This window comes from Sphingobium estronivorans, from assembly GCF_008692605.1.
Classification (GTDB): domain Bacteria; phylum Pseudomonadota; class Alphaproteobacteria; order Sphingomonadales; family Sphingomonadaceae; genus Sphingobium; species Sphingobium estronivorans.
Window position 1 is genome coordinate 1 of sequence record NZ_LFCT01000031.1, and the last position, 18,657, is coordinate 18,657.

Below are 18,657 nucleotides of genomic sequence, written 5' to 3' on the forward strand. Positions count from 1 at the left end.
GCGCCAAATGTTCTGACGACGGACAATATGCCAAAAAAGACTTACAAAGAATGCGTGATCGGAAAGTGTAGAGATTGTAATTACGATGAAGGATCGGCAGGTACCTTCTTAGAGCAAACCGCCGCTTGCGAAAACGCCGGCTGCTCTAACCATGATCGGCGTCCTGTTCCCCGGTCTTGCTGGAAAGATGGTGATTTTGACCCTGTTGCAATCGCGGCGGTCAGAGAAAAGCTCGACCGCATAAATCGGGAGCGGGCATCGCGTTGAAACCACCGCGATATGGCAGGAAAACCGTGTAATATCACGCGCCAGAGCATCAAAAAGGCCTTGCCATATACGGCAGGGCCTTTTGCTGTTGGTGAAGCGGAGGCGCTTCAAATGTCGGCATTGCGATAGCGCCTTCAAGAAGCAGGGGGCCTTCGTCGAAACGTTGATCGGCGGCGCGTACCGGCAGTTCCAGAGTTTTGCTCCGTCTGCCGCTCCCGAACTTTGCGTGCGCGCTCTGCCAAATATGAGGATGCTTGGCCGTTTTCTATGAAATCAAAAGCCCAAACCTGAGCATCTAAAAAACTGGCATGCTCTATCTTCCCTTCTATATTGTTGAGGGAAAGACGATACCTGCCTTCGTTAATCCTATTAATCGCTAAAAATATTTCCCTATATGTTATTGAAAAGGAATTATTAAACCTGAACCATCGGGGAGATTCTATAAAGCTTTTTCGACGCCTTATTCGGTTATTGTGCTCACGGTGATATTCGCTAGCTATTGTTGTACATGTTAACTGGTCGCAACAATCCGTTCCAACTTCCAATGAACCCCAATTGGGGTGAGTGATAAGGTGGATATATCTAAGCTCAGTATCGCAGTAATCGCAGTTTCCGCTTAGATCGCCGAGGTCTTCCCGGCCTATAAATTCCCATCCCACGGTCGGCATGATGATACCATGCTCTTTTGCATGGCATCCCCTGCACAAAACCTCGCATTCGGAATAGCTATATTCCCAAGGTTTCCTTCCGCTTATGTAAGATGGATGATGGACTTGTAGAACGGACCCTTGCTGTCTTGTGGTTAGGCAGCGTGTACATCGGCCTTCATGAAGCTTAATGACGTCCTCTGCGAAAGAGTGCCATTCTTTCCTTCTGTAGAGCTTCATAGACTTCACACGCCGCAGCTACCCTGAATGTTAGACGGTTATCTCATATTCGTTTCCTTGGATGATATGAGATACAAGATCGACCGCTTCATGAGACCACTTCCGAGTATTGCTACTTTCCTTGGTACCCGTTTTGATTTTGCAATGATAGCGATTGTCAAAGGATCGAAGGTCTATGCCTTTCTCTTCCTTGATTCTGTTTAGGACCTTGTTGACTTCTTGCCAATTTTTGAGTCCCAATCGCGTAGCTACCTGAGTTATGGTATAAGGATGAGACTGGTTGGGATTGTCCACAACCGTAATTCCTAAAAGCTTAGGAAGCTCATCTTTATCCTGAGCAACCCTCTCAAGAACATCATAGTCTACTGCAACGCTACCAGAAGGGATATCATGCCGAATTAACTTCATTGTCCGTGCAGCAAGTGCGCGTACTAATTTCGGATTTATAGAGGTTAAAGCCGATTGGCTTTTTAGAGCATCAAAAATCCACTTCAATTCGTTGGTGTAAATGGCTCTTGTTCGGTAATCTTTACCATCTACCGAAAAGATGGCCTGATCCGGCGGATGCTTCCCTACCGGTTCTGCCTGCCAGATTATCTGGTACACATTCGGAATAAGACCGCTCTCATCAGCGACCAGTTCACCAATGTCGCGCATGATGGCTTTGACATTATCGTCGCCAAGACCATACCCAAATATGAAAACAGGATGCTCAGCAAAATAAGTGAGCAACTTTGCTGAAACATACTTCTTTCTTTCGGTCCACTCGTCATAATCTGATTTTGTAAGAACGATAGAAGAAGGGTCGGATATATCTCCGTGAATATGGAATATTTCACCAAAGCTATTTGTGTTGTACTTAAGAATTGTCTGCCCCGTTACCGGCGCGTATCCATCGAAAACTGTCTCAAGAAATAGATCATAATTTGTCGTAATAATAGCGTGTGGTTTAATATCAGATAATGATGAAACTTCCCGATCGAACCCTTTTACATCTTTAGTCGATAGAGGGGTCATAGACGACAGTAGGTCACACGCCATATATTTAATGAACGTGTCCTTTCGGGTGTTCGACTTGAAGAATTCATCAGGAAAGTTAGGTTTACCTTCTTTCCAAGCCCATTCGAAAAATAGTTCGGATAACTCTGTGCCGATTTTGACCGGATCATCCTCATGTTTTTGCCGAAGATAGTCGAATTGCTGCTCCCCGTTGGGAAGAGCGGTGGCGAGTGACTTAAGCAGGTTTCGCCAAGTTGGTGCGCCGAAATACCTTTGGGGAATTCCGCTTCCTACAAACAGGATAGGCTGACACTCAAATTCCATCAGGAGATCGCGAATAGCGTCACTCGCCTTCTGGCGGTATGAGGTTTCCTGATCTGAGGTTGCGCTGCTTGTCGTTGTCATGCCGTAATATCTGCAATGGCTTATGCGCAGCGTCAATCCGGTTCGCTCAGGCCAATTTCCTTGAGCGGTCTATCGATGATCGGATTTGTGGAGGTTGTTTTGCAAGTCCGTTTCGTCATACCAAAGCGGCTATGGCTTTTGAAATCGAAGCAGCATTAATCGGCCTGTCTGGTGTCGTTGTAGGAGGCGCGATCTCAAGTATCACTACGCTTCTGATCCAGCGTACCGAGCGTCAAAGATATTCGCGGGAACGGTCATGGGATTTGAGACGTGAAGCTTACACCGAAATCATAGGGAGCCTTGATCGCGCTCGCGCAATTGCGGAGCATATCGACGAAGGATATCGCGATGATGCCCATGGATGGGACGCTAGCGAGGGTAACAAGAAGGCTCAATCCCAGATGATTGAGCATTTTCATGAGGCCAGAATGGCATTCCATGCCAAGCGGCTCATGCTTTCTGGTCCTTTCATTGGGCAATACGAAAGAATGAACCGAGAACTAGGCGAGGCGAGCAATCCGAACCTCATCCCACCAGAGTCTTCTGAAATCTGTTCAAGCGTAATGCGGCGGATCGTACCAGAGTTAGAGAAGCTTGCTCAGGATGAACTGGGCATGCGGCCCTAGGGATGCTACAAAGGTTTGTAACAACCGTAGCAGGTATGTCGGCGTAACCCTTTGATTTTTCGTAATGCGGGGGTCACGTGTTCGAGTCACGTAAGCGGCACCAGCCTTTCAGTAGGAACTTCCTGAAAAACCTAGCGAAAGTGCCTTTCGGCTTATGGCCGGGAGACTGCCTAGTTTATGTACCTTTGGCTTGATCCTACAGCAACCCAATGGGTGAAGCGTGGGGAGAGATGGGGCGAGCCTGACATGCGCTGGGAAGATGAATCATGCCGTTTTTCGCATCCCATGACCGAGAATGGGCGTAAGTCTGCTCTACAGTCCGGCGGGCGCTGAGCCGACATAGCAAATCCCGCGTTCAAGCGCGGAAACAACACGCGTTAGGATTATCGCCGATAAGGCTCGCAAGCAATTCCGTCACTGTCACCATCCATATGTGAGCCATAGCCAGGTTGGCCGCGATATAGCGGCGCTGCACCAGCTGCACGGGCCTCTCGACAATTGCGATATGACCACGACGAAGCCGGTTCTTGCGCTTGTCGTTTCGGCGCGAAGGCTATGGCGTCGGGTTGTTGCCCGTCCAGGTCAGCAGCCGTCATTGGTTGCTCGCGCTTGATCGTGTTGCGCGGTTTCCAACTTGCATCGGTGGGTTCAGCACGTGGCGCGGGAACGTTTCGCGGCAACATGGCCCCGCCGACCAATCCGACAGCTAGGGCACCAGCAAGGATGATGTGTGATTGGCGCATGGATCGTCCATAACTTGGGATCGTAAAGCAATTGCTACGCTTTGCCCGCGCGACAAATCCGCCATCTTATATGAACAGGCGAATTCAAACGCCTATTGCGAAGCTGCTCTAATCCCGCCAGAAAAGTCCTGCCTTCCGTGAAAGCCGGAGGGTGGGGCGTAGGAACCCCTTTTCAGAGAACTCGGTCGCCAGATTTTGGAGGCCGGGTGGCATGCGCGCATGTCCAGCCGGTAACGGTAAAGGCGCATGCGCCTGCTCTCTGATCAGGTTCCTAACATCCGGCTTCGGCCGTCGCTCCAAGAGGCACATAGGGGTGACACGAGGTTGAAGCCGAAGGTCGCCTTTCAAGCGGGGGCGAGACGTGGATTATCAGCAGCAATAGCGATCGCCTGTTCAGCCGTGCCCGTCCGGGTCCGGTTCAATTCCTCATGCAAATGGAAACGAACATGAAGCGCAAACCTGCAAAGCGGAATCGCCATGAATATGCCAAGGCGCTGGCTCTCTTCCTTCTCATCAGCCTTGCTGCCGAAATCGTGCGAGCGCAACCCGTCAATAATCCACCAGAGGTCCAAACTGCGTTTGAAGCTGCTGCAGCGAAAGTGCGCAACCTTGATGATGGTACTTTGAAAGTAGGTGAAGTGATCTTTGGTGATCGGTCACTGACAATACGCTTTCAACCATCGGCGGGAGCATCTCGTGAGAAAGCGGAGAAGAAGGTCAAAGCGCGGATGGCCAGCTGGGCCGGGAGCCTTTGCTCCCATGATGGCATGCCTGATTTTCTTCGCCGAACGGGCGCTAAGTTCATCACCGAATTCGAGACTGCGCCCGGTGCCTATGAAAAGGTCAAGGAAGTCTCCGCTGCCGCCTGTGATGGCACTACAGACCTCCGACTGATAGATGGCAAACCGCTTTATCCGAAACCTACTTATGAAACGGCCATCGGAGTCATCAAAGCCCATCTCAAGGGCAGTCTATTGGATTATGATTCCGCGAAGCTCGAATGCAGCGAAGTTTCCGCGCCGCTATGGATCAAGTTGCCCCTTGAACCTCGCCGCTACGGCTATGTCGTCGAATGTGACATCAACGCGAAAAATGCATTTGGCGGATATGTAGGCTATCAAAGAAGATGGTATTATTTCAATGGCAATAATTTCCAAGAAATAATCAATGAGCCGAGGGCGGGACTCGTCGAACAATGAGTGGTGCGCAGATCAGTGTTCCTGCCGTGATGCTGCTTGGGACTTGCACCTTCGCTTTGGGCTACTGGGTCGCGCCAAAGGAAATCCTCGACAATGAAGTGGTCCACAAAGGCTTCTTCCGAACCGACACCAGAAAGGTGCTGTCGGCCACGGTCGAGAGCCTGCGCCTGGACAACAAACTTCTGGTCTTTTCATACAAGGGCGCGGCCGATGTCGCGGTCGCCCGCTCGCGCTGGATCATCTTTGAAGGGCGGCAGCAACTCAAAGTTCCGGCGGTGGTCAACTACTATATCGACCTGTCGAAGCTGACGATGGCGAATGTGGCGTTCAATGCGCAGGCGAAGCTCGTGACCGTGAAGCTGCCTCCGCTGGAGATGGGTGACGTTGCCTTTGAGCCGGAGAAAGCCACCACGATCAACGGGGGCATTCTGACCTTCAGCGAAGATGAAGTCGAGGAATTGCGCAAGCTCAACTACGTCAGCGCGCGAAGGGCGATGATCAAGCAGGCTCAAGGAAAGGGTCTGATTGACGTAGCCAAAAACAACGCCCGAACAAACATCCAGACCTACTTTGAAATTCCACTCCGTATTGCTGGGCAGCCGGACGTGAAGGTTGTCGCGGCGTTCGAAGGAAAGGGAAGAACATGATTGCCGAAAAGGGCATCACCCTGAAGCACTGATTTTATCCACCATCAACCAAACCAACCCGTTCGGACCAGCTCCGGGCGGGTTTTTCTTTGTCCGGAAAGGACACACCTATGATTATCCTCAAACATACTGACGCCTATCACGGCGTTCTGGCCGATGTGCGCAATGCCCGGCTGGATCAGCTGGGCGAATACAGCGATCTTGCCACCTTCATCATCGTGGAGCCGGGAGACCGACCGGAAGACATTCAGCCCGATCCAACAATCAACCTCGTTGACGGCTTGGCATTCGGTCATCCCGACTACGTGCCGAGCTGGGAATCGTGCGAACGACATGATGATGCCTGGGAATTGTGTTTCATCCTTTCCGACGACGGGTTTGGCCACATCATCCTGATCCCTGATCGGGAAGGGATCGACCCAAGGCTGTTGGCGCTCTGCCGCGAACACGCCTGACCCAAAATCATACCTCATCAGCAAGCGGCGTCCTTCGGGGCGCTATTTTTTTATCTGGAGGGAATCCATGCTTTCATTCTCCGACACATTCGCGCTACGGCGCGCGCTGGTCCAGCCATTGCCGGGCACCATTCAAGGCCTGCTCCGCCTGCGGATCAACCGCATCCTTGCCGATGGCTTGGGCGATTACACCCATCTGGTGGTGCTCACAGCAGAAGACACGGAGGCCATGCTGGTCGCCGACATAGGCTTTTCTCCATTAGAGCATGATGGCCTACGCTATGGCGCGCCCGGCTTCATCCGGCGCTGGGACATTCTGCACAACCACGGAGGCTGGTTCGAGATGGTCTTTTGCATCGGCAACGGCGGCTGGGCCGTCGTGCTGCTGATCGAGGAGGCTCAGGATTCCAGCTTTCCAGAAATCCGGGCTGCGTGCCGTGCGGAAAGCTGAAAAGCTGGCAGGCTGGCCACCTAGGCGGTTGCCGGGGAGGCATGAAAAGGGGGCGGCATGGCGACCGCCCCCAAGTCAGTTATCAACCTTCAATTGTTGGCGGCAGGGAAAAAGCGTCCGAACTCGTCCCGGTCCCAGAGATAGTTTCTGGTCGAGTGCCTGCAAAATTTATTCAGCATATACTCAATCATGACGGTGTTCCCGAAGCCGCGTCGGCGGAAATAATAACACAAGTCCTCCTGTGTCATTGGCGTGAAAGCCGTTATGGCGCGTATTCTGGCCGCAATTTGTATTGCGTTGATGTGAAGTAAGGATTGGCGGTCGTCACCGTTTTCAATCCACAAGATAATGTCTGCACTGGCCTTCAGTACTTCAGCTACATCAATGTTCATTAAATCACGCCTTATATCCAAAGCTACGTTTGAGATGATCGCGGGTTGCTCGGATCAAATCGCCATGCGGCGCAAAGGCAGGTAGAAGGCGAAGCCGAAAGACTACACCGGCCGATAAAGCCAGATCAGCGCCATTTGGAAGTGCCCGTCCCGGATTTCAAGGGGTTCACCATAGGGCAGATAGGCCACGCAAATGGGTGCGACATCCTTCCGGCTAACATCTTGAAATAAGGCAGTCTCCAGACTCGGTTTACTTAGCCCTATGGGCAAATGGCGTTCGGGTTCAATCCAGCCATCGCCAAGGCGGTCTGGCGCTGCCGATCATGCCCATCGGGACATCACCAAAACATCCAATGCGGTGGCGCTCTTGCAGGGCCAGCCGGAGGCATAATATGACATCATCAAATCCCGCCCCTCCGGGCGGCATAGACTTTTGGGTCGAGTTCGGCCTGGAGATCATCCCCATCAAACAATTATCACCAGTCGCCGCTGTTGAGGCAGACACATGGCGCGCAAACTATTCCGGGTCTGCGGTCAAAGATCATTTCGTGGAGCATCCGCGCGATCGCGTAGGTGCGGTGGTTCCTGACGGTATCATTGGTTTCCGCACCGCCAGTGCGGAATTCGATGGTGCACTTAGCAGCTTCCTCCGTTCCCTGGGCGCTGCACCGATGCTTTGGCTACCAGCCGGATCATTTTACCGCCTCGCGGATGGCGAAAGCATCAGCGATTGGTCCGGAGTGCTACCTGAAGGCATTCTGGCGATCGGTCCGGGCGACACTATCCTCCTGCCTGTCGGTGAAAAGTTGGAACGCGGTCACTTTGGTGGATCGATGGATGATCTCGCGATCATCAGTCTGCCTATCGAAGAAGGGAATGGCGATGCCGATCCGCCAGCCATGGAACTGGTGGACACGCCTCTTGCCGAAATGAGTGTGCGAGGGTCTGCTTCATCGTTCGAAGAACGGGCGCTGAAGCTCCATCCGCTTTTAGGCAATGTCGCCATGCTGGGTCAGGCTACGGTCTGGTATGCACCGCCCAATAGCGGCAAAACGCTGATCGCCTTGGCGTTGTTGCTGGAGGCTGTCCGCTCCGGGCATATTCTGGCTGGCAACGCCTATTACCTCAATGCCGACGACAACGGGAACGGCATCGCCGAGAAGGCCCGCCTGCTCGATGATGCTGGTGTCCATACGCTCATTCCCGGCGAAAACGGGTTTGAGCCGTTTATGCTGGCCGGTCGGCTGGACGAAATGGCCGCTGAGGATCGTTGCCGGGGCGTCGTCATCATCATCGACACAATCAAGAAGTTCGTTGACGTGATGGACAAGCGGCAAACCGCAATCTTCGCCGGTTCGGTTCGTCGGTTCACCCAGAAGGGTGGCACCTGTCTTAGTCTGGCACACACAAGGAAGAACCCGAACGCCAACGGCAAGGCGGTTTACGGTGGGACCACCGACCTCATAGAAGATAGCGACGCAGTCTACATGTTGAGCGAAGCCGTAGACGTCGAAGCCACCGGCGAGAAAGTCGTTAAATTCGAAGGCAAAAAGAAACGGGGCGGGGGTGCCGATGAGGCTTACGCCTTCGCCGCCGATCCCGAGTCTTATGATGAGCTTCTGGCTTCGGTCCGTCTGGTCGATGCCGATCAGATGGAGCGCATCACCGCCAGCGCCCGTCGAGCTGATGACCAGACCATCGTGGATATGGTCTTCACCTGCATTGCGGAGGGCATCGACAAAAAGATGTTCCTCGCGGTCGCCGTAGCCGAACGCCTCAAGATCAGCAGGCGTGCTGCCGTGCAGGTGATCGAACGGTACGAAGGCAACCTCTGGACCTACTCGGTGCAGGCGCGCGGCGCGAAGGTCTACCGCATCGCCGACTGATGTCGTCGCCCCGGCGGCCGTCAGGTTTCCAGCTTTCTGTGTCCATCGCGGGCGCAGGGGGCGACGGAAACCTGTCGTCGGCGGGGAGGGGCGGTCCCTCAGCCGCATAGCCTTGGCGATTTGCCGTTTCGCCAAACCCAGGAGGCCCGACCCGGCCGCCCCGCACCTCCACTCCCATCCGGCCTCGGCGACGTCTGGCGGCCCTGAACTATCGACACTTGGAAAGGAAAATCGCAATGCCTGTTGTATCAATGGACGCCACCTTCGTCCTGACCGCCACCTGTCCGCCCGACAAGCGCAAGGTGGACTATTATTCGGACAAGCTCTCGGGCTTCATCCTGGAGGTCCGGGCGAACGGCGGGAAGTCGTTCCACCTTCGCTACAAGGACAGTTACGGCCGTCTGCGCCAGATGCGGATCGGGCCTTATCCAGACATCAGCTTTGAAAAGGCAAAGCGCGAAGCGACCAAGATTCGGTCGCGTGTGGTGGTCGGCGAAAATCCCTTGGAGGAGAAGCAGGCCAAGCGGTTGGTGCCGACCGTGCAGGAACTGTCCGTCCGTTACCTCGACTATGTTCGTAACTACAAGCGCAGCCACGCCAATGATGAACGGGCGCTCCGCAACCACATCTTGCCCAGGTTCGGCCGGATGCGGCTGGACGAACTGGAGCCGGAGGCGATCGCCGCTTGGTTTCGCAAGAAGGTCGAGGAAGGGCTGTCTCCCGCTTCGGTCAACTTCCTGCATGTCGTTTTGGGGTACATGTTCAAGCTTGCGGCCCAATGGAAAATCCCCGGCGCGGAGGTGAACCCGCTGGGCACGATCCCGCACTTTCAGGCGAACAATGCGAGGGAGCGATACCTTACGGCGGCTGAAACGGAACGGGTGAAAGCGGCGATTGAGGCCAGTCCGAATCGGCAGCTTCGTTTCATCGTGCCGCTGCTGTTGCTGACGGGTGCGCGCAAGCGTGAACTGCTCGACGCCAAATGGGAGCATTTCGATCTGGAACAGCGGCGCTGGCGGATTCCGCACAGCAAAAACGGCAAGGCGCGGCATGTGCCCTTGTCGCAAGCTGCTCTGGATGTGCTGGCAAAGGTGCCTCGTTGGGAGGGCTGCTCCTTCGTGGTGCCGAACCCGCAGACGAAGTTGCCTTACAAGGACGTCTTCTACGTCTGGAACAAGGCGCGAATCGAAGCGGGAGTGCCGGACGTGCGGTTGCACGACTTGCGCCACACCTTCGCGAGCAACGTTATATCGAACGGCCAGTCGCTTTATGTTGTCGGGCAGATTCTGGGGCACGCTCGCGTGACCACATCGCAACGCTACTCGCACCTCAGTCAGGAGTCGCTGCTGCTCGCGGCTGACGTTGGTGCGGCGGCAACGGGAATCGACTGGACCGCCTGATTCTGTCGTGCCGCTCGGATTGCGCTTCGCTGGGTGATCTGGGCGGGCGATGGGCAGCGTTTTCAGAATCGCAGTGGCAACGCGCTTTCAAGTGGACGCGGGCTGAACCGGACGCCACACAGGTTGGGCAGGCGTTGGGTCATGATGCCGGATGGGCCAAAAACGACCGGGAGCGCGTTGAAAAAGCTCAGAAAAGGAAATCCGATGCCTAATTTGGTGCATATCAGCCCATGGGCGGCGACGCTCGGTTTGCTGCGGGGGGCGGGGGCGTATCTGCCTCCGAAGGGCCTGCTCTACCTTTACGGCCCCTATGTGCGGGAGAGCGTGGAAACGGCGCCCGGCAATCTCGCCTTCGATGCGTCGCTCCGGGCGCGCGATCCGCAATGGGGCCTGCGCCGGGTGGAGGATGTGATGGTCGCCGCCGCCGCCGAAGGACTGCGCCTCGACCGTCTGGTGGAAATGCCTGCCAACAACCTGTCATTGCTTTTTCGGCGGCGGGATTGAAAGACGGTCGCGCGCCTGCGAAAGCAATGCGCTGACGCGCGCTGTGTTCAATCCGACGCGGGACGCGCGCTCTCAATCTTTGTGGTCGCATCGTTTTTTGCGGAAAACCGGTTCCCCCTTTTCCGCACGATGCTCTAGGGTGTGTAGGGATTGAGTTCAGGGTGAGGCGCAAATGGTGGCGTTCGAGAACCGGCGCGCAGCGTACTTAAAGTAGGTGAGGACCGGAAGCGCAGAACGCCGCCATTTGCAGCCCGCCATGGGCTGAATCCCCACACACCCTAGATCAGACGGCGGACCGGCCTCCTGCCCGCGCAGGAATAGGGGCCGCCAAAGCAGGACCGATGCCCGAAACCCTTCTCGCCCTCGTGACAGCCGAACTCACCGCGCCCGCCGATCCGCGCGCGGCGGCGATGGCGGGCGCTCTGGCGGCCAAATATCCCCGCGCCTCGCGCGCGGTGCTGTTCTACGGCTCCTGCCTGCGGGAAGCGAATCTCGACGGGCTGATGCTCGATTTCTATCTGATCGTGTCGGATTATCGCGCCGCTTATGGCAAAAGCTGGCTGGCGACCGCCAATCGGTCGATCCCCCCCAATGTCTTTCCGTTCGAACATAATGGCCTGATCGCCAAATATGCCGTGCTGTCGGAGGCCGATTTCGCCCGCCTCACCGGCCCCGCCGCCGACAATGTCTCGGTCTGGGCGCGCTTTGCCCAGCCGGCGCGGCTGCTCTGGGTAGCGGACGATCTCGCCCGCCAGCGCGCCATCGCCGCCGTCGCCGGCGCCGCGCCGACCCTGCTCTCTCTGGCCCGCCCCATGGCGCAGGCGGCGGACGCGCTGTCGCTCTGGAAGGCGGGCTTCACGCTGACCTACAATGCGGAGTTGCGGGCGGAGCGGAAGGGGCGCTCGCTCTCGATCGTCGATGCCGACCCTACCCGCTATCGCCGCTTCGGGGAGGCGGCGCTGGCGCAAGGTCTGCCGCCTTCGCCACCGGACGCGCCCGCCCGCTGGCGCCAGCTTCAGCGGCGCGGCAAATGGCTCTCCGTCATCCGTCTCGCCAAGGCGAGCTTCACCTATGCCGGCGGCATCGATTATCTTGCGTGGAAGATCAACCGCCACGCCGGAACCCGGATAGAGATCAAGCCCTGGCAGCGCCGCTGGCCGCTGATCGGCGCGCTTACTCTGCTGCCGCGGCTGTTCCGGGGCGGTGCGATCCGCTGAGCGCGTTGGACAGCGCGTGCGACAGGGCCGCCAGCGTATAGGGCTTGCGCAGCACTTCATGCCCGGCGAAATCCGCCCGCTCGGCCGTATCCCCGGCATAGCCGGTGACGAACAGCACCGGCAGATGGGCATGGGCAGCGGGCAGGGTACGGATCATTTCCGGCCCCGTCATGTCGGGCATCAGCACGTCGCTGACGATCAGGCCGATGTCGCGATGGCTCATCAGCAGCCTGGCCGCCTTCGACGGATGGTCGCAGGCGACGGGCAGGTGGCCCAGTTCCGCCAGCGCCGCCATGGTCTGGTTGAGAACGCGCGGATCGTCCTCCACCACCAGGATGCGCGTCGGCGGTTGCAGCACGGGTTCGCGTTCCGGCATGTGCGCGTCCAGCCTCGCCTCGCCCTCGGCACCGATATGGCGGGGCAGGTAGATGTGGACGCTGGTGCCCTTGCCGACTTCGGATTCGATGCGGATTTCGCCCTCGCACTGGTGGACGAGGCCGAAAATCTGGCTGAGGCCCAGCCCCGTGCCCCTGCCGACCGGCTTGGTGGTGAAGAAGGGCTCGAACACGCGCGACAATATGTCCGGCGTCATGCCGCAGCCGTCGTCGCTGACGGTCAGCGTCACATAGTCGCCCTCGACGCATTCGCCGATCTCGTTCGCGGCCAGATGGAGCTGGCCGGTGCGGATCACCAGATGGCCGCGTCCCTCCATCGCGTCGCGGGCATTGACGCACAGGTTGAGGATCGCATTTTCCATCTGATGCTGGTCGACGAAAATCCGCCAGCCCTTCGCGCCATTGTCGAAGGCCATGGTGATCTGGTCGCCGATGGAGCGGTCGATCAGTTCGCCGATGCCCGACACCAGCGCGTCGGGATCGATGGCGCTGGGCAGCAGCGGTTCGGACCGGGCGAAGGCCAGCAGGCGGCGGGTGAGGGCGGCCGCGCGGTTGGCGCCCTCCATCGCATTGTCGAGATGGCGGCCCGCCTCCTGCGGCTTCAGGCGCAGCTTGCGCTTGGCCAGTTCCAGCCCGCCGACGACCACCGCCAGCATATTGTTGAAGTCATGCGCGATGCCGCCGGTCAACTGGCCCACGGCGTCCATCTTCTGCATCTGGCGCAGATTTTCCTCGGCCGCCGCGCGCTCGGCGGTTTCCTTCTTCAACTGTTCATAGGCCTCGGACAGTTCCCCCGTCCGCGCCGCGACCGCCGCCTCCAGCCGGTCGGCGCGCTCGGTCTCGTCATCCGCCTGCCGCCGGGCCTTGCGCCGTTCGGTATAGGCGGCGTTGGCCAGCCACAGCGCGAACAGCACGCAGACCAGCAATACCAGCCCGAAAAGCTGCGATGTCTTGCCGACCCATTCGTTGCGGTCGCCCGCCAGCGACACCGCCTGGCTGCGTTCCTGCAACCGGGCGTTTTCCGCTTCGATCACGCGGTCCAGCAGCAGCGTGATCTGCCGCAGATCCTCCGACTTGCCTGCCTGGTGGAACTTGGCCAGCGCCGCCATCTTCTGGTCATAGGTGGTGCGCAGGCCGATGTCGCTCAGCGTCTTGCCGCGCTGGTCGAAGGCGATCTCAAGGGCGCGGACATTGTGCCGCTGCCATCCCGACTGCCGCGTGGCATAGCTCATCGTCTTGAGCAGGCTGGCGGCGCCGCGCCACTGGTCCTGAAACAGGCGGCCGGTATCGGGATCGAGGCTGATGACATAGCGGGCCAGCGTCACCTCCGCCCGCGCGGTCTTCGCTTCGAAGGCGCGGGCGAGGGCGATGATTTCATAGCTGCGGCGCTGTTCGTCCAGCGCCTGCTGATGGTCGTGCGACGCATTGCTGGCGCTGTAGAGCAGCGTGCCCAATGATCCGATCAGCAGGATCACGAGCAGGAGCGGCAGAAAGCGGCGTATCGCTGCCCTCCATCCGGTCGCCTGGTCATCCATGAAAAAGCCGTCCGTCATCGACAGTTACGTTAGACGAACAGCATTACGCGAGAAATGCCGCAGGGGAAAGGTTCCGATTTTCTGCGATGGTCCGTCGCGTTAAATAACCGCTTGGACGAGGCGCCGGGAGGGCGGTGCGATCAGCCGATCGTGCCCGTCGCCTTGCCCGCCGCCTCGAACATTGCGATGATCTGCTCGACCTGCTCGTCGCTATGCTCGGCGCAGAGCGAGCAGCGCAGCAGGAAGGTGCCCGCCGGAGTCGCCGGGGGACGCGCCATGTTGACGTAGAGACCCAGTTCCAGCAGCGCCTGCCACATCGCCACCGCCTGCGTCTGGTCGGTCAGGATGACGGCGATGATCGCGGATTGCGGGGTGTCCGTGCCCAGCTTGAAGCCGAGGTCGGTCAGGCCCTTGTGCAGCCGCTGGCTGTTCTTCCACAGATGGGCGCGCTTCTCGCCCGCATGCATCAGCTTGCGGATCGAGGTGGCGGCGGTGGCGACGACGCTGGGCGGCAGCGAGGCGGTGAAGACATAGGGGCGGCAGACGAGGCGCAGCACCTCGAACTTCGGATGGTTCGAAACGCAGAAGCCGCCCACCGTGCCGACCGATTTGGAGAAGGTGCCGACGACGAAATCGACATCCTTTTCCACGCCCTGTTCTTCGTAAACGCCGCGGCCATTGGGGCCGAAAAAGCCCATGCCATGGGCCTCGTCCACCAGGATCATGCAGTTGGGATGCTTGCGCACGGCGGCCACCATGTCGGGCAGCGGGGCGATGTCGCCCAGCATCGAATAGACGCCCTCCAGCACCACCAGCTTCAGCGCCTCGGCGGGCAGGCGGCCCAGGCGCTTGTCCAGATCCTCGACGCTGTTGTGGCGGAACCGCACGATCTCCGCATTGCCGAGACCACAGCCGTCATAGATGGAGGCGTGGCTGTCGGCGTCCAGCACGACATAGTCGCCCTTGCCCGCCAGCGTGGAGATCATGCCCAGATTGGCCTGATAGCCGGTCGAAAAGACCATCGCGCCGGACGTGCCGTAAAAGTCCTTGAGCGCGTCCTCGACTTCCTTATGCCCCTGATAGGTGCCGTTGAGGACGCGGCTGCCGGTCGTGCCCGCGCCGAATTCGTCCAGCGCCTTCTTGCCCGCCGCGACCACGTCGGGGTCGAAGGTCATGCCCATATAATTATAGGTGCCGAGCAGGATCGTGTCCTTGCCCTTGATGACGGCCTGGGTCGGGGACTTCACCTCATCCATGACGATCGCGAAGGGATCGCGCACGCCGGTCGCCAGCAGCGCCTCGCGCTCGGCGATCAGCGGATCGAATTTGGAAAAGAGGTCGCGGGTTTCGGTGGTCATATTGCGGTCCCAATAGCCGTTCGTCCGGGGGAAAGCCCGGCGGACGTTACGCGAACGGGCAGGCCCTGTCTGCCTGCGCCGGAATAGATCAAGGCGGCGTCAGCCCTTCAGCTTCGCCACGGCATCGACAAGCTGGCCGACGGTTTCGATTTCGGCCTGCATGTTCATGGTGATGATGATGTCGAATTCATCCTCGATGGCCGCGACGAAATCCATCACGGTCAGGCTGTCCCACTCCAGATCGCCCGCGAAAGTGGTGGCTTCGCTCAGCTCCACGCCCTTTTTGTTGAAGGGCGCGATCTGGCTCACAACGCTGTCGAAAATCTGCTGGCGATCCGTCATTATCCGTGGTGCTTTCCATGAAAGGGCGGCTTTTGCCCTCAAGCGCCGTTCTTTGGCAAGGGAATAAGGCGGCAATCGGGCATGACTGTCGCGAAAAAGGAGCGCCGGGGGATATTAGCGGAAATTATCCGCGTAGGCCTGAAGCTTCAGCGTCTTGGGTGCGGTCGCGATCACCGAATAGGCGATCCCTTCGCGCTCCGCATAGGCGCGGGCCGCGGCCTCCGACGAAAAGTTCAGCCTGATCTGCTGCTTCATGTCGCCGGACCCGGCCCAGCCGGTCAGCGGATCGGGCTGCTTCGCTTCGGCGGGCACATATTCCAGCACCCATTGATGGGTCAGCGCCTTGCCGGATTGCAGGGCGTTCTTCTGGATCTGATAGATGCGCGCGCTCATCGCGATGGGACTCCTGAGGGATTGCGGTGCTGCGTTGCACCAGCGGACGCGCTCAAGTCAAGGCTTGCCCTTGGCGTCGGCGCGTTTCGTGCGCAAGGTGGCGCTGGCCGCCGCCGGATCGTCGGGCCAGGGATGGCGGGGGTAGCGCCCGCGCATCTCCTTGGCGACGGCGCTCCAGCTTCCCGCCCAGAAGCCCGGCAGGTCGCGCGTCGTCTGGATCGGGCGGCCAGCGGGCGAGGTGAGGGAAAGGACCAGCGGAATGCGCCGGCTGCCGACCACCGGATGTTCGCTGAGGCCGAAAAGGGCCTGTACGCGCAGTTCGACGCGCGGTCCCCCTTCCGCTGAATAGTCGATTTCATGAGTGCTGCCTGCGGGCGAGCGGAAGTCGGACGGCGCGAGCCGGTCGATCTGCTGCTTGCCGTCCCAGCCGATCAGCCCTTCGAGCACGCCGGAAAGCTGCGACCTGTCGATGTCGGACAGGCGACGTTTGCCCTGCAGCAGCGGCGGCAGCCATGCGTCCAGCGTCGCTGTCAACGCGGCCTCGGACAGCGCCTCCACCCCGGCAAAATCCGCGCGCATCCTGAGCGACCGTGCCGCGTCCGACCAGGGGAGCAGGTCCAGCCCGCCCTGCCGCACGCCTTCGGTCAGGGCCGCGACCACGGCTTCGGGATCGGGCCGGTCGTCGGAGCCGGAGGAGAGCCGCACCGCGCCCAGCCGCCGTTCGCGTAGCGCCTCGATCCCCGCATTGGCGGCGCGGAAGCGGACGGTGCGATGCTCCGCGATGCGCGCGCCGAACAGGGCGATCACGTCTGCCTCGCTGATCGGCGCGGCGGAGAGGATGCGGGCACCGGCCGCGCTGCCCTGCACTTCGCCCACCGCCAGCCATTCTTCCCGCGCCAGGGGACTGAGCGGGTCCAACCGGAAACCGCGTCCGCCGACGCTGGCCCAGTCCGCGCCGTCGCCAGAACGGCGCCTGGACACGCGATCGGGAAAGGCGAGGGCCAGGCAAAGCCCCGTGGCATGGTCGGCAGCAACGGCGGGCGTGCCCGCCTTGACCAGCCTGGCCCAGCGTTTGGCGAGGCCCCGCGCCGCATCTGCGCGCTTTCCGCTCTCCCGCCGCCAGCGTATCCGCCGCTGCGACAGGTCGTTGTCCTGCCCGCCAATGCCCCGCTCACCCAACAGCACGGCGATCTCCGCCGCGACCTCCGCCAGCCCCCTTTCGCCCGCTCGCACCAGCATATGACCGATGCGCGGCTCCAGCGGCAGGCTCGCCAGCGCCTTGCCATGCGCGGTGATGCGCCCGTCCGCGTCCAGCGCCTCCAGCACCGTCAGCCGCTTGCGGGCCTCCGCCACCGCAGCGGCGGGCGGTGCATCCAGCCAGCGCAGGTCCGCCGGATCGCCGACCCCCCAGAGCGCGCAGTCGAGGATCAGGCTGGAAAGATCGCTTTCCAATATCTGCGGTGGGTCGAAGGGCGGCATCCCCGCCGTCGCCGCTGCTTCCCACAGCCGATAGGCGACGCCGGGCCGCTGGCGCGCGGCGCGGCCCGCGCGCTGGGTCGCCGCCGCCTGACTGGCTCGCTCCGTCACCAGCCGCGTCACCCCCGCCGCCCGGTCATAGCGCGGCCGCCGCGCCAGCCCGCTGTCGACCACGATCCGCACGCCGTCGATGGTCAGGCTGGTTTCCGCGATGGAGGTGGCGAGAATGACCTTCCGCCGCCCTTTCCGCGAAGGCCGGATCGCCATCCGCTGCGCCGCCGGGTCGAGCGATCCGTGCAGCTTGTGGACTTCCACGCCCGCGCCCTCCAGCCGCTCCGCCGTCCGTTCGATCTCCGCGACGCCGGGCAGGAAGGCGAGCAGATCGCCCTCGGCCTCCTCGCTCAGCGCCCGGCGGATGGCGGCGGCCATTTCGTCCTCGACCCGTTTTTCCGATGCGCGCCCGACATGACGGAGCTCCAGCGGCTGGATGCGGCCTTCGCTCTCCACCACCGGCGCGCCGTCCAGCAGCGCGGCGAAGCGCGCCCCGTCCAATGTCGCGGACATCGGCACGATCCGCAGATCGGGCCGCAGCGCGCTCTGGGCATCGAGGGCCAGGGCCAGCCCGAAATCGCTGTCCAGACTGCGCTCATGCACTTCGTCGAAGAGGACGGCGGACACGCCCGACAGTTCCGGGTCGTCCTGAATCCGCCGGACGAAAATCCCCTCGGTCAGCACCAGGAGCCGCGTTCTGGCGGATTGTTTCGAATCCATGCGCGTCGCATAGCCGACCGTGCCGCCCGGCTGCTCGCCCATCAGTTCGGCGATCCGCTCCGCCGCCACCCGCGCCGCCAGACGCCGGGGGGAGAGCAACAGCACCTGTCCCGTGCACCATGGCTCATCCAGCAGGGCAGGGGCCACGGCGGTCGTCTTGCCCGCGCCCGGCGGCGCCACCAGCACGACATTGCGCCCTGTGCGCAAGGCGGCGAGCAGTTCGGGCAGCACGGCATGGATGGGCAGGGGAGCAAGCGGGGTGTGCATCGCCGCTTCCTCTCGCGCCATTCGCGCTTCAACGCAATGATT

At 59.9% G+C, this 18,657-nt stretch carries 18 protein-coding genes; 10 read left to right on the top strand and 8 right to left on the bottom strand.

What is annotated here, in order from left to right; genetic code table 11:
* Nucleotides 1-267 (top strand): hypothetical protein (locus F7P65_RS22215; RefSeq protein ID WP_205452180.1); only part of this gene is annotated, 267 nt, incomplete at its 5' end.
* Nucleotides 268-1,184: 917 nt separating this feature from the next.
* Here the strand turns inward: F7P65_RS22215 and F7P65_RS19035 are convergent.
* The gene (locus F7P65_RS19035) at nucleotides 1,185-2,558 is read right to left on the bottom strand and encodes an SIR2 family protein (RefSeq protein ID WP_240334398.1); all 1,374 of its coding nucleotides are present in this window, start codon (nucleotides 2,556-2,558) and stop codon (nucleotides 1,185-1,187) included.
* A gap of 131 nt (nucleotides 2,559-2,689) precedes the next feature.
* On the opposite strand from F7P65_RS19035, the gene F7P65_RS19040 reads away from it, so the two are divergent.
* Nucleotides 2,690-3,184 carry a hypothetical protein gene (locus F7P65_RS19040; RefSeq protein ID WP_150294594.1) on the top strand — a complete coding sequence of 165 codons (495 nt, stop codon included), beginning with the start codon at nucleotides 2,690-2,692 and terminating at the stop codon, nucleotides 3,182-3,184.
* Nucleotides 3,185-3,567: 383 nt separating this feature from the next.
* Here the strand turns inward: F7P65_RS19040 and F7P65_RS22575 are convergent, their stop codons facing one another.
* A complete protein-coding gene (locus F7P65_RS22575) occupies nucleotides 3,568-3,927 on the bottom strand; it encodes an excalibur calcium-binding domain-containing protein (protein ID WP_338053922.1) in 360 nt (119 codons plus the stop codon).
* A 446-nt stretch (nucleotides 3,928-4,373) separates the two neighbouring features.
* On the opposite strand from F7P65_RS22575, the gene F7P65_RS19050 reads away from it, so the two are divergent.
* From F7P65_RS19050 to F7P65_RS19065, 4 genes are all read left to right on the top strand, one after another.
* On the top strand, nucleotides 4,374-5,126 hold the full coding sequence (locus F7P65_RS19050) for a hypothetical protein (protein WP_150294596.1): 753 nt from the start codon (nucleotides 4,374-4,376) through the stop codon (nucleotides 5,124-5,126).
* Entirely contained in the window at nucleotides 5,123-5,773 is a 651-nt protein-coding gene (locus F7P65_RS19055; protein ID WP_150294598.1) for a DUF4230 domain-containing protein, read from the top strand. Before F7P65_RS19050 ends, F7P65_RS19055 begins: the two co-directional genes overlap by 4 nt.
* 110 nt (nucleotides 5,774-5,883) lie before the next feature.
* Nucleotides 5,884-6,228, top strand: coding sequence for a hypothetical protein (locus tag F7P65_RS19060; RefSeq protein ID WP_150294600.1), 345 nt, complete (start codon nucleotides 5,884-5,886; stop codon nucleotides 6,226-6,228).
* A gap of 67 nt (nucleotides 6,229-6,295) precedes the next feature.
* Nucleotides 6,296-6,679, top strand: a complete 384-nt coding sequence (locus tag F7P65_RS19065) for a hypothetical protein (RefSeq protein WP_150294602.1) — start codon at nucleotides 6,296-6,298, stop codon at nucleotides 6,677-6,679.
* 89 nt (nucleotides 6,680-6,768) lie between these two features.
* Here the strand turns inward: F7P65_RS19065 and F7P65_RS19070 are convergent, their stop codons facing one another.
* The gene (locus F7P65_RS19070) at nucleotides 6,769-7,071 is read right to left on the bottom strand and encodes a hypothetical protein (protein ID WP_150294604.1); all 303 of its coding nucleotides are present in this window, start codon (nucleotides 7,069-7,071) and stop codon (nucleotides 6,769-6,771) included.
* Between the two features lie 392 nt (nucleotides 7,072-7,463).
* Here F7P65_RS19070 and F7P65_RS19075 point away from each other — a divergent pair, with 392 nt between their 5' ends.
* From F7P65_RS19075 to F7P65_RS19090, 4 genes are all read left to right on the top strand, one after another.
* Complete coding sequence (locus F7P65_RS19075) at nucleotides 7,464-8,957, top strand: AAA family ATPase (RefSeq protein WP_162854715.1); 1,494 nt, start codon at nucleotides 7,464-7,466, stop codon at nucleotides 8,955-8,957.
* A gap of 236 nt (nucleotides 8,958-9,193) precedes the next feature.
* The gene (locus tag F7P65_RS19080) at nucleotides 9,194-10,357 is read left to right on the top strand and encodes a site-specific integrase (RefSeq protein ID WP_150294608.1); all 1,164 of its coding nucleotides are present in this window, start codon (nucleotides 9,194-9,196) and stop codon (nucleotides 10,355-10,357) included.
* Nucleotides 10,358-10,561: 204 nt separating this feature from the next.
* Nucleotides 10,562-10,861 carry a DUF938 domain-containing protein gene (locus F7P65_RS19085; RefSeq protein WP_150294610.1) on the top strand — a complete coding sequence of 100 codons (300 nt, stop codon included), beginning with the start codon at nucleotides 10,562-10,564 and terminating at the stop codon, nucleotides 10,859-10,861.
* Nucleotides 10,862-11,202: 341 nt separating this feature from the next.
* Nucleotides 11,203-12,078, top strand: coding sequence for a hypothetical protein (locus F7P65_RS19090; protein WP_150294612.1), 876 nt, complete (start codon nucleotides 11,203-11,205; stop codon nucleotides 12,076-12,078).
* On the opposite strand, the gene F7P65_RS19095 is transcribed toward F7P65_RS19090, so the two are convergent.
* The 5 genes from F7P65_RS19095 to hrpB form a co-directional block, all read right to left on the bottom strand.
* A complete protein-coding gene (locus F7P65_RS19095) occupies nucleotides 12,035-14,026 on the bottom strand; it encodes an ATP-binding protein (RefSeq protein ID WP_205452183.1) in 1,992 nt (663 codons plus the stop codon). The two genes, F7P65_RS19090 and F7P65_RS19095, sit on opposite strands and share 44 nt — an antisense overlap.
* A 122-nt stretch (nucleotides 14,027-14,148) precedes the next feature.
* Nucleotides 14,149-15,366, bottom strand: a complete 1,218-nt coding sequence (gene spt / locus F7P65_RS19100; RefSeq protein WP_150294617.1) for a serine palmitoyltransferase — start codon at nucleotides 15,364-15,366, stop codon at nucleotides 14,149-14,151.
* Nucleotides 15,367-15,465: 99 nt separating this feature from the next.
* Complete coding sequence (locus F7P65_RS19105) at nucleotides 15,466-15,708, bottom strand: acyl carrier protein (protein ID WP_150294620.1); 243 nt, start codon at nucleotides 15,706-15,708, stop codon at nucleotides 15,466-15,468.
* A 114-nt stretch (nucleotides 15,709-15,822) separates the two neighbouring features.
* Nucleotides 15,823-16,101, bottom strand: coding sequence for an NADH dehydrogenase ubiquinone Fe-S protein 4 (locus F7P65_RS19110; protein WP_150294622.1), 279 nt, complete (start codon nucleotides 16,099-16,101; stop codon nucleotides 15,823-15,825).
* Between the two features lie 57 nt (nucleotides 16,102-16,158).
* On the bottom strand, nucleotides 16,159-18,636 hold the full coding sequence (gene hrpB / locus F7P65_RS19115; protein WP_150294625.1) for an ATP-dependent helicase HrpB: 2,478 nt from the start codon (nucleotides 18,634-18,636) through the stop codon (nucleotides 16,159-16,161).
* Nucleotides 18,637-18,657 lie beyond the last annotated feature (21 nt).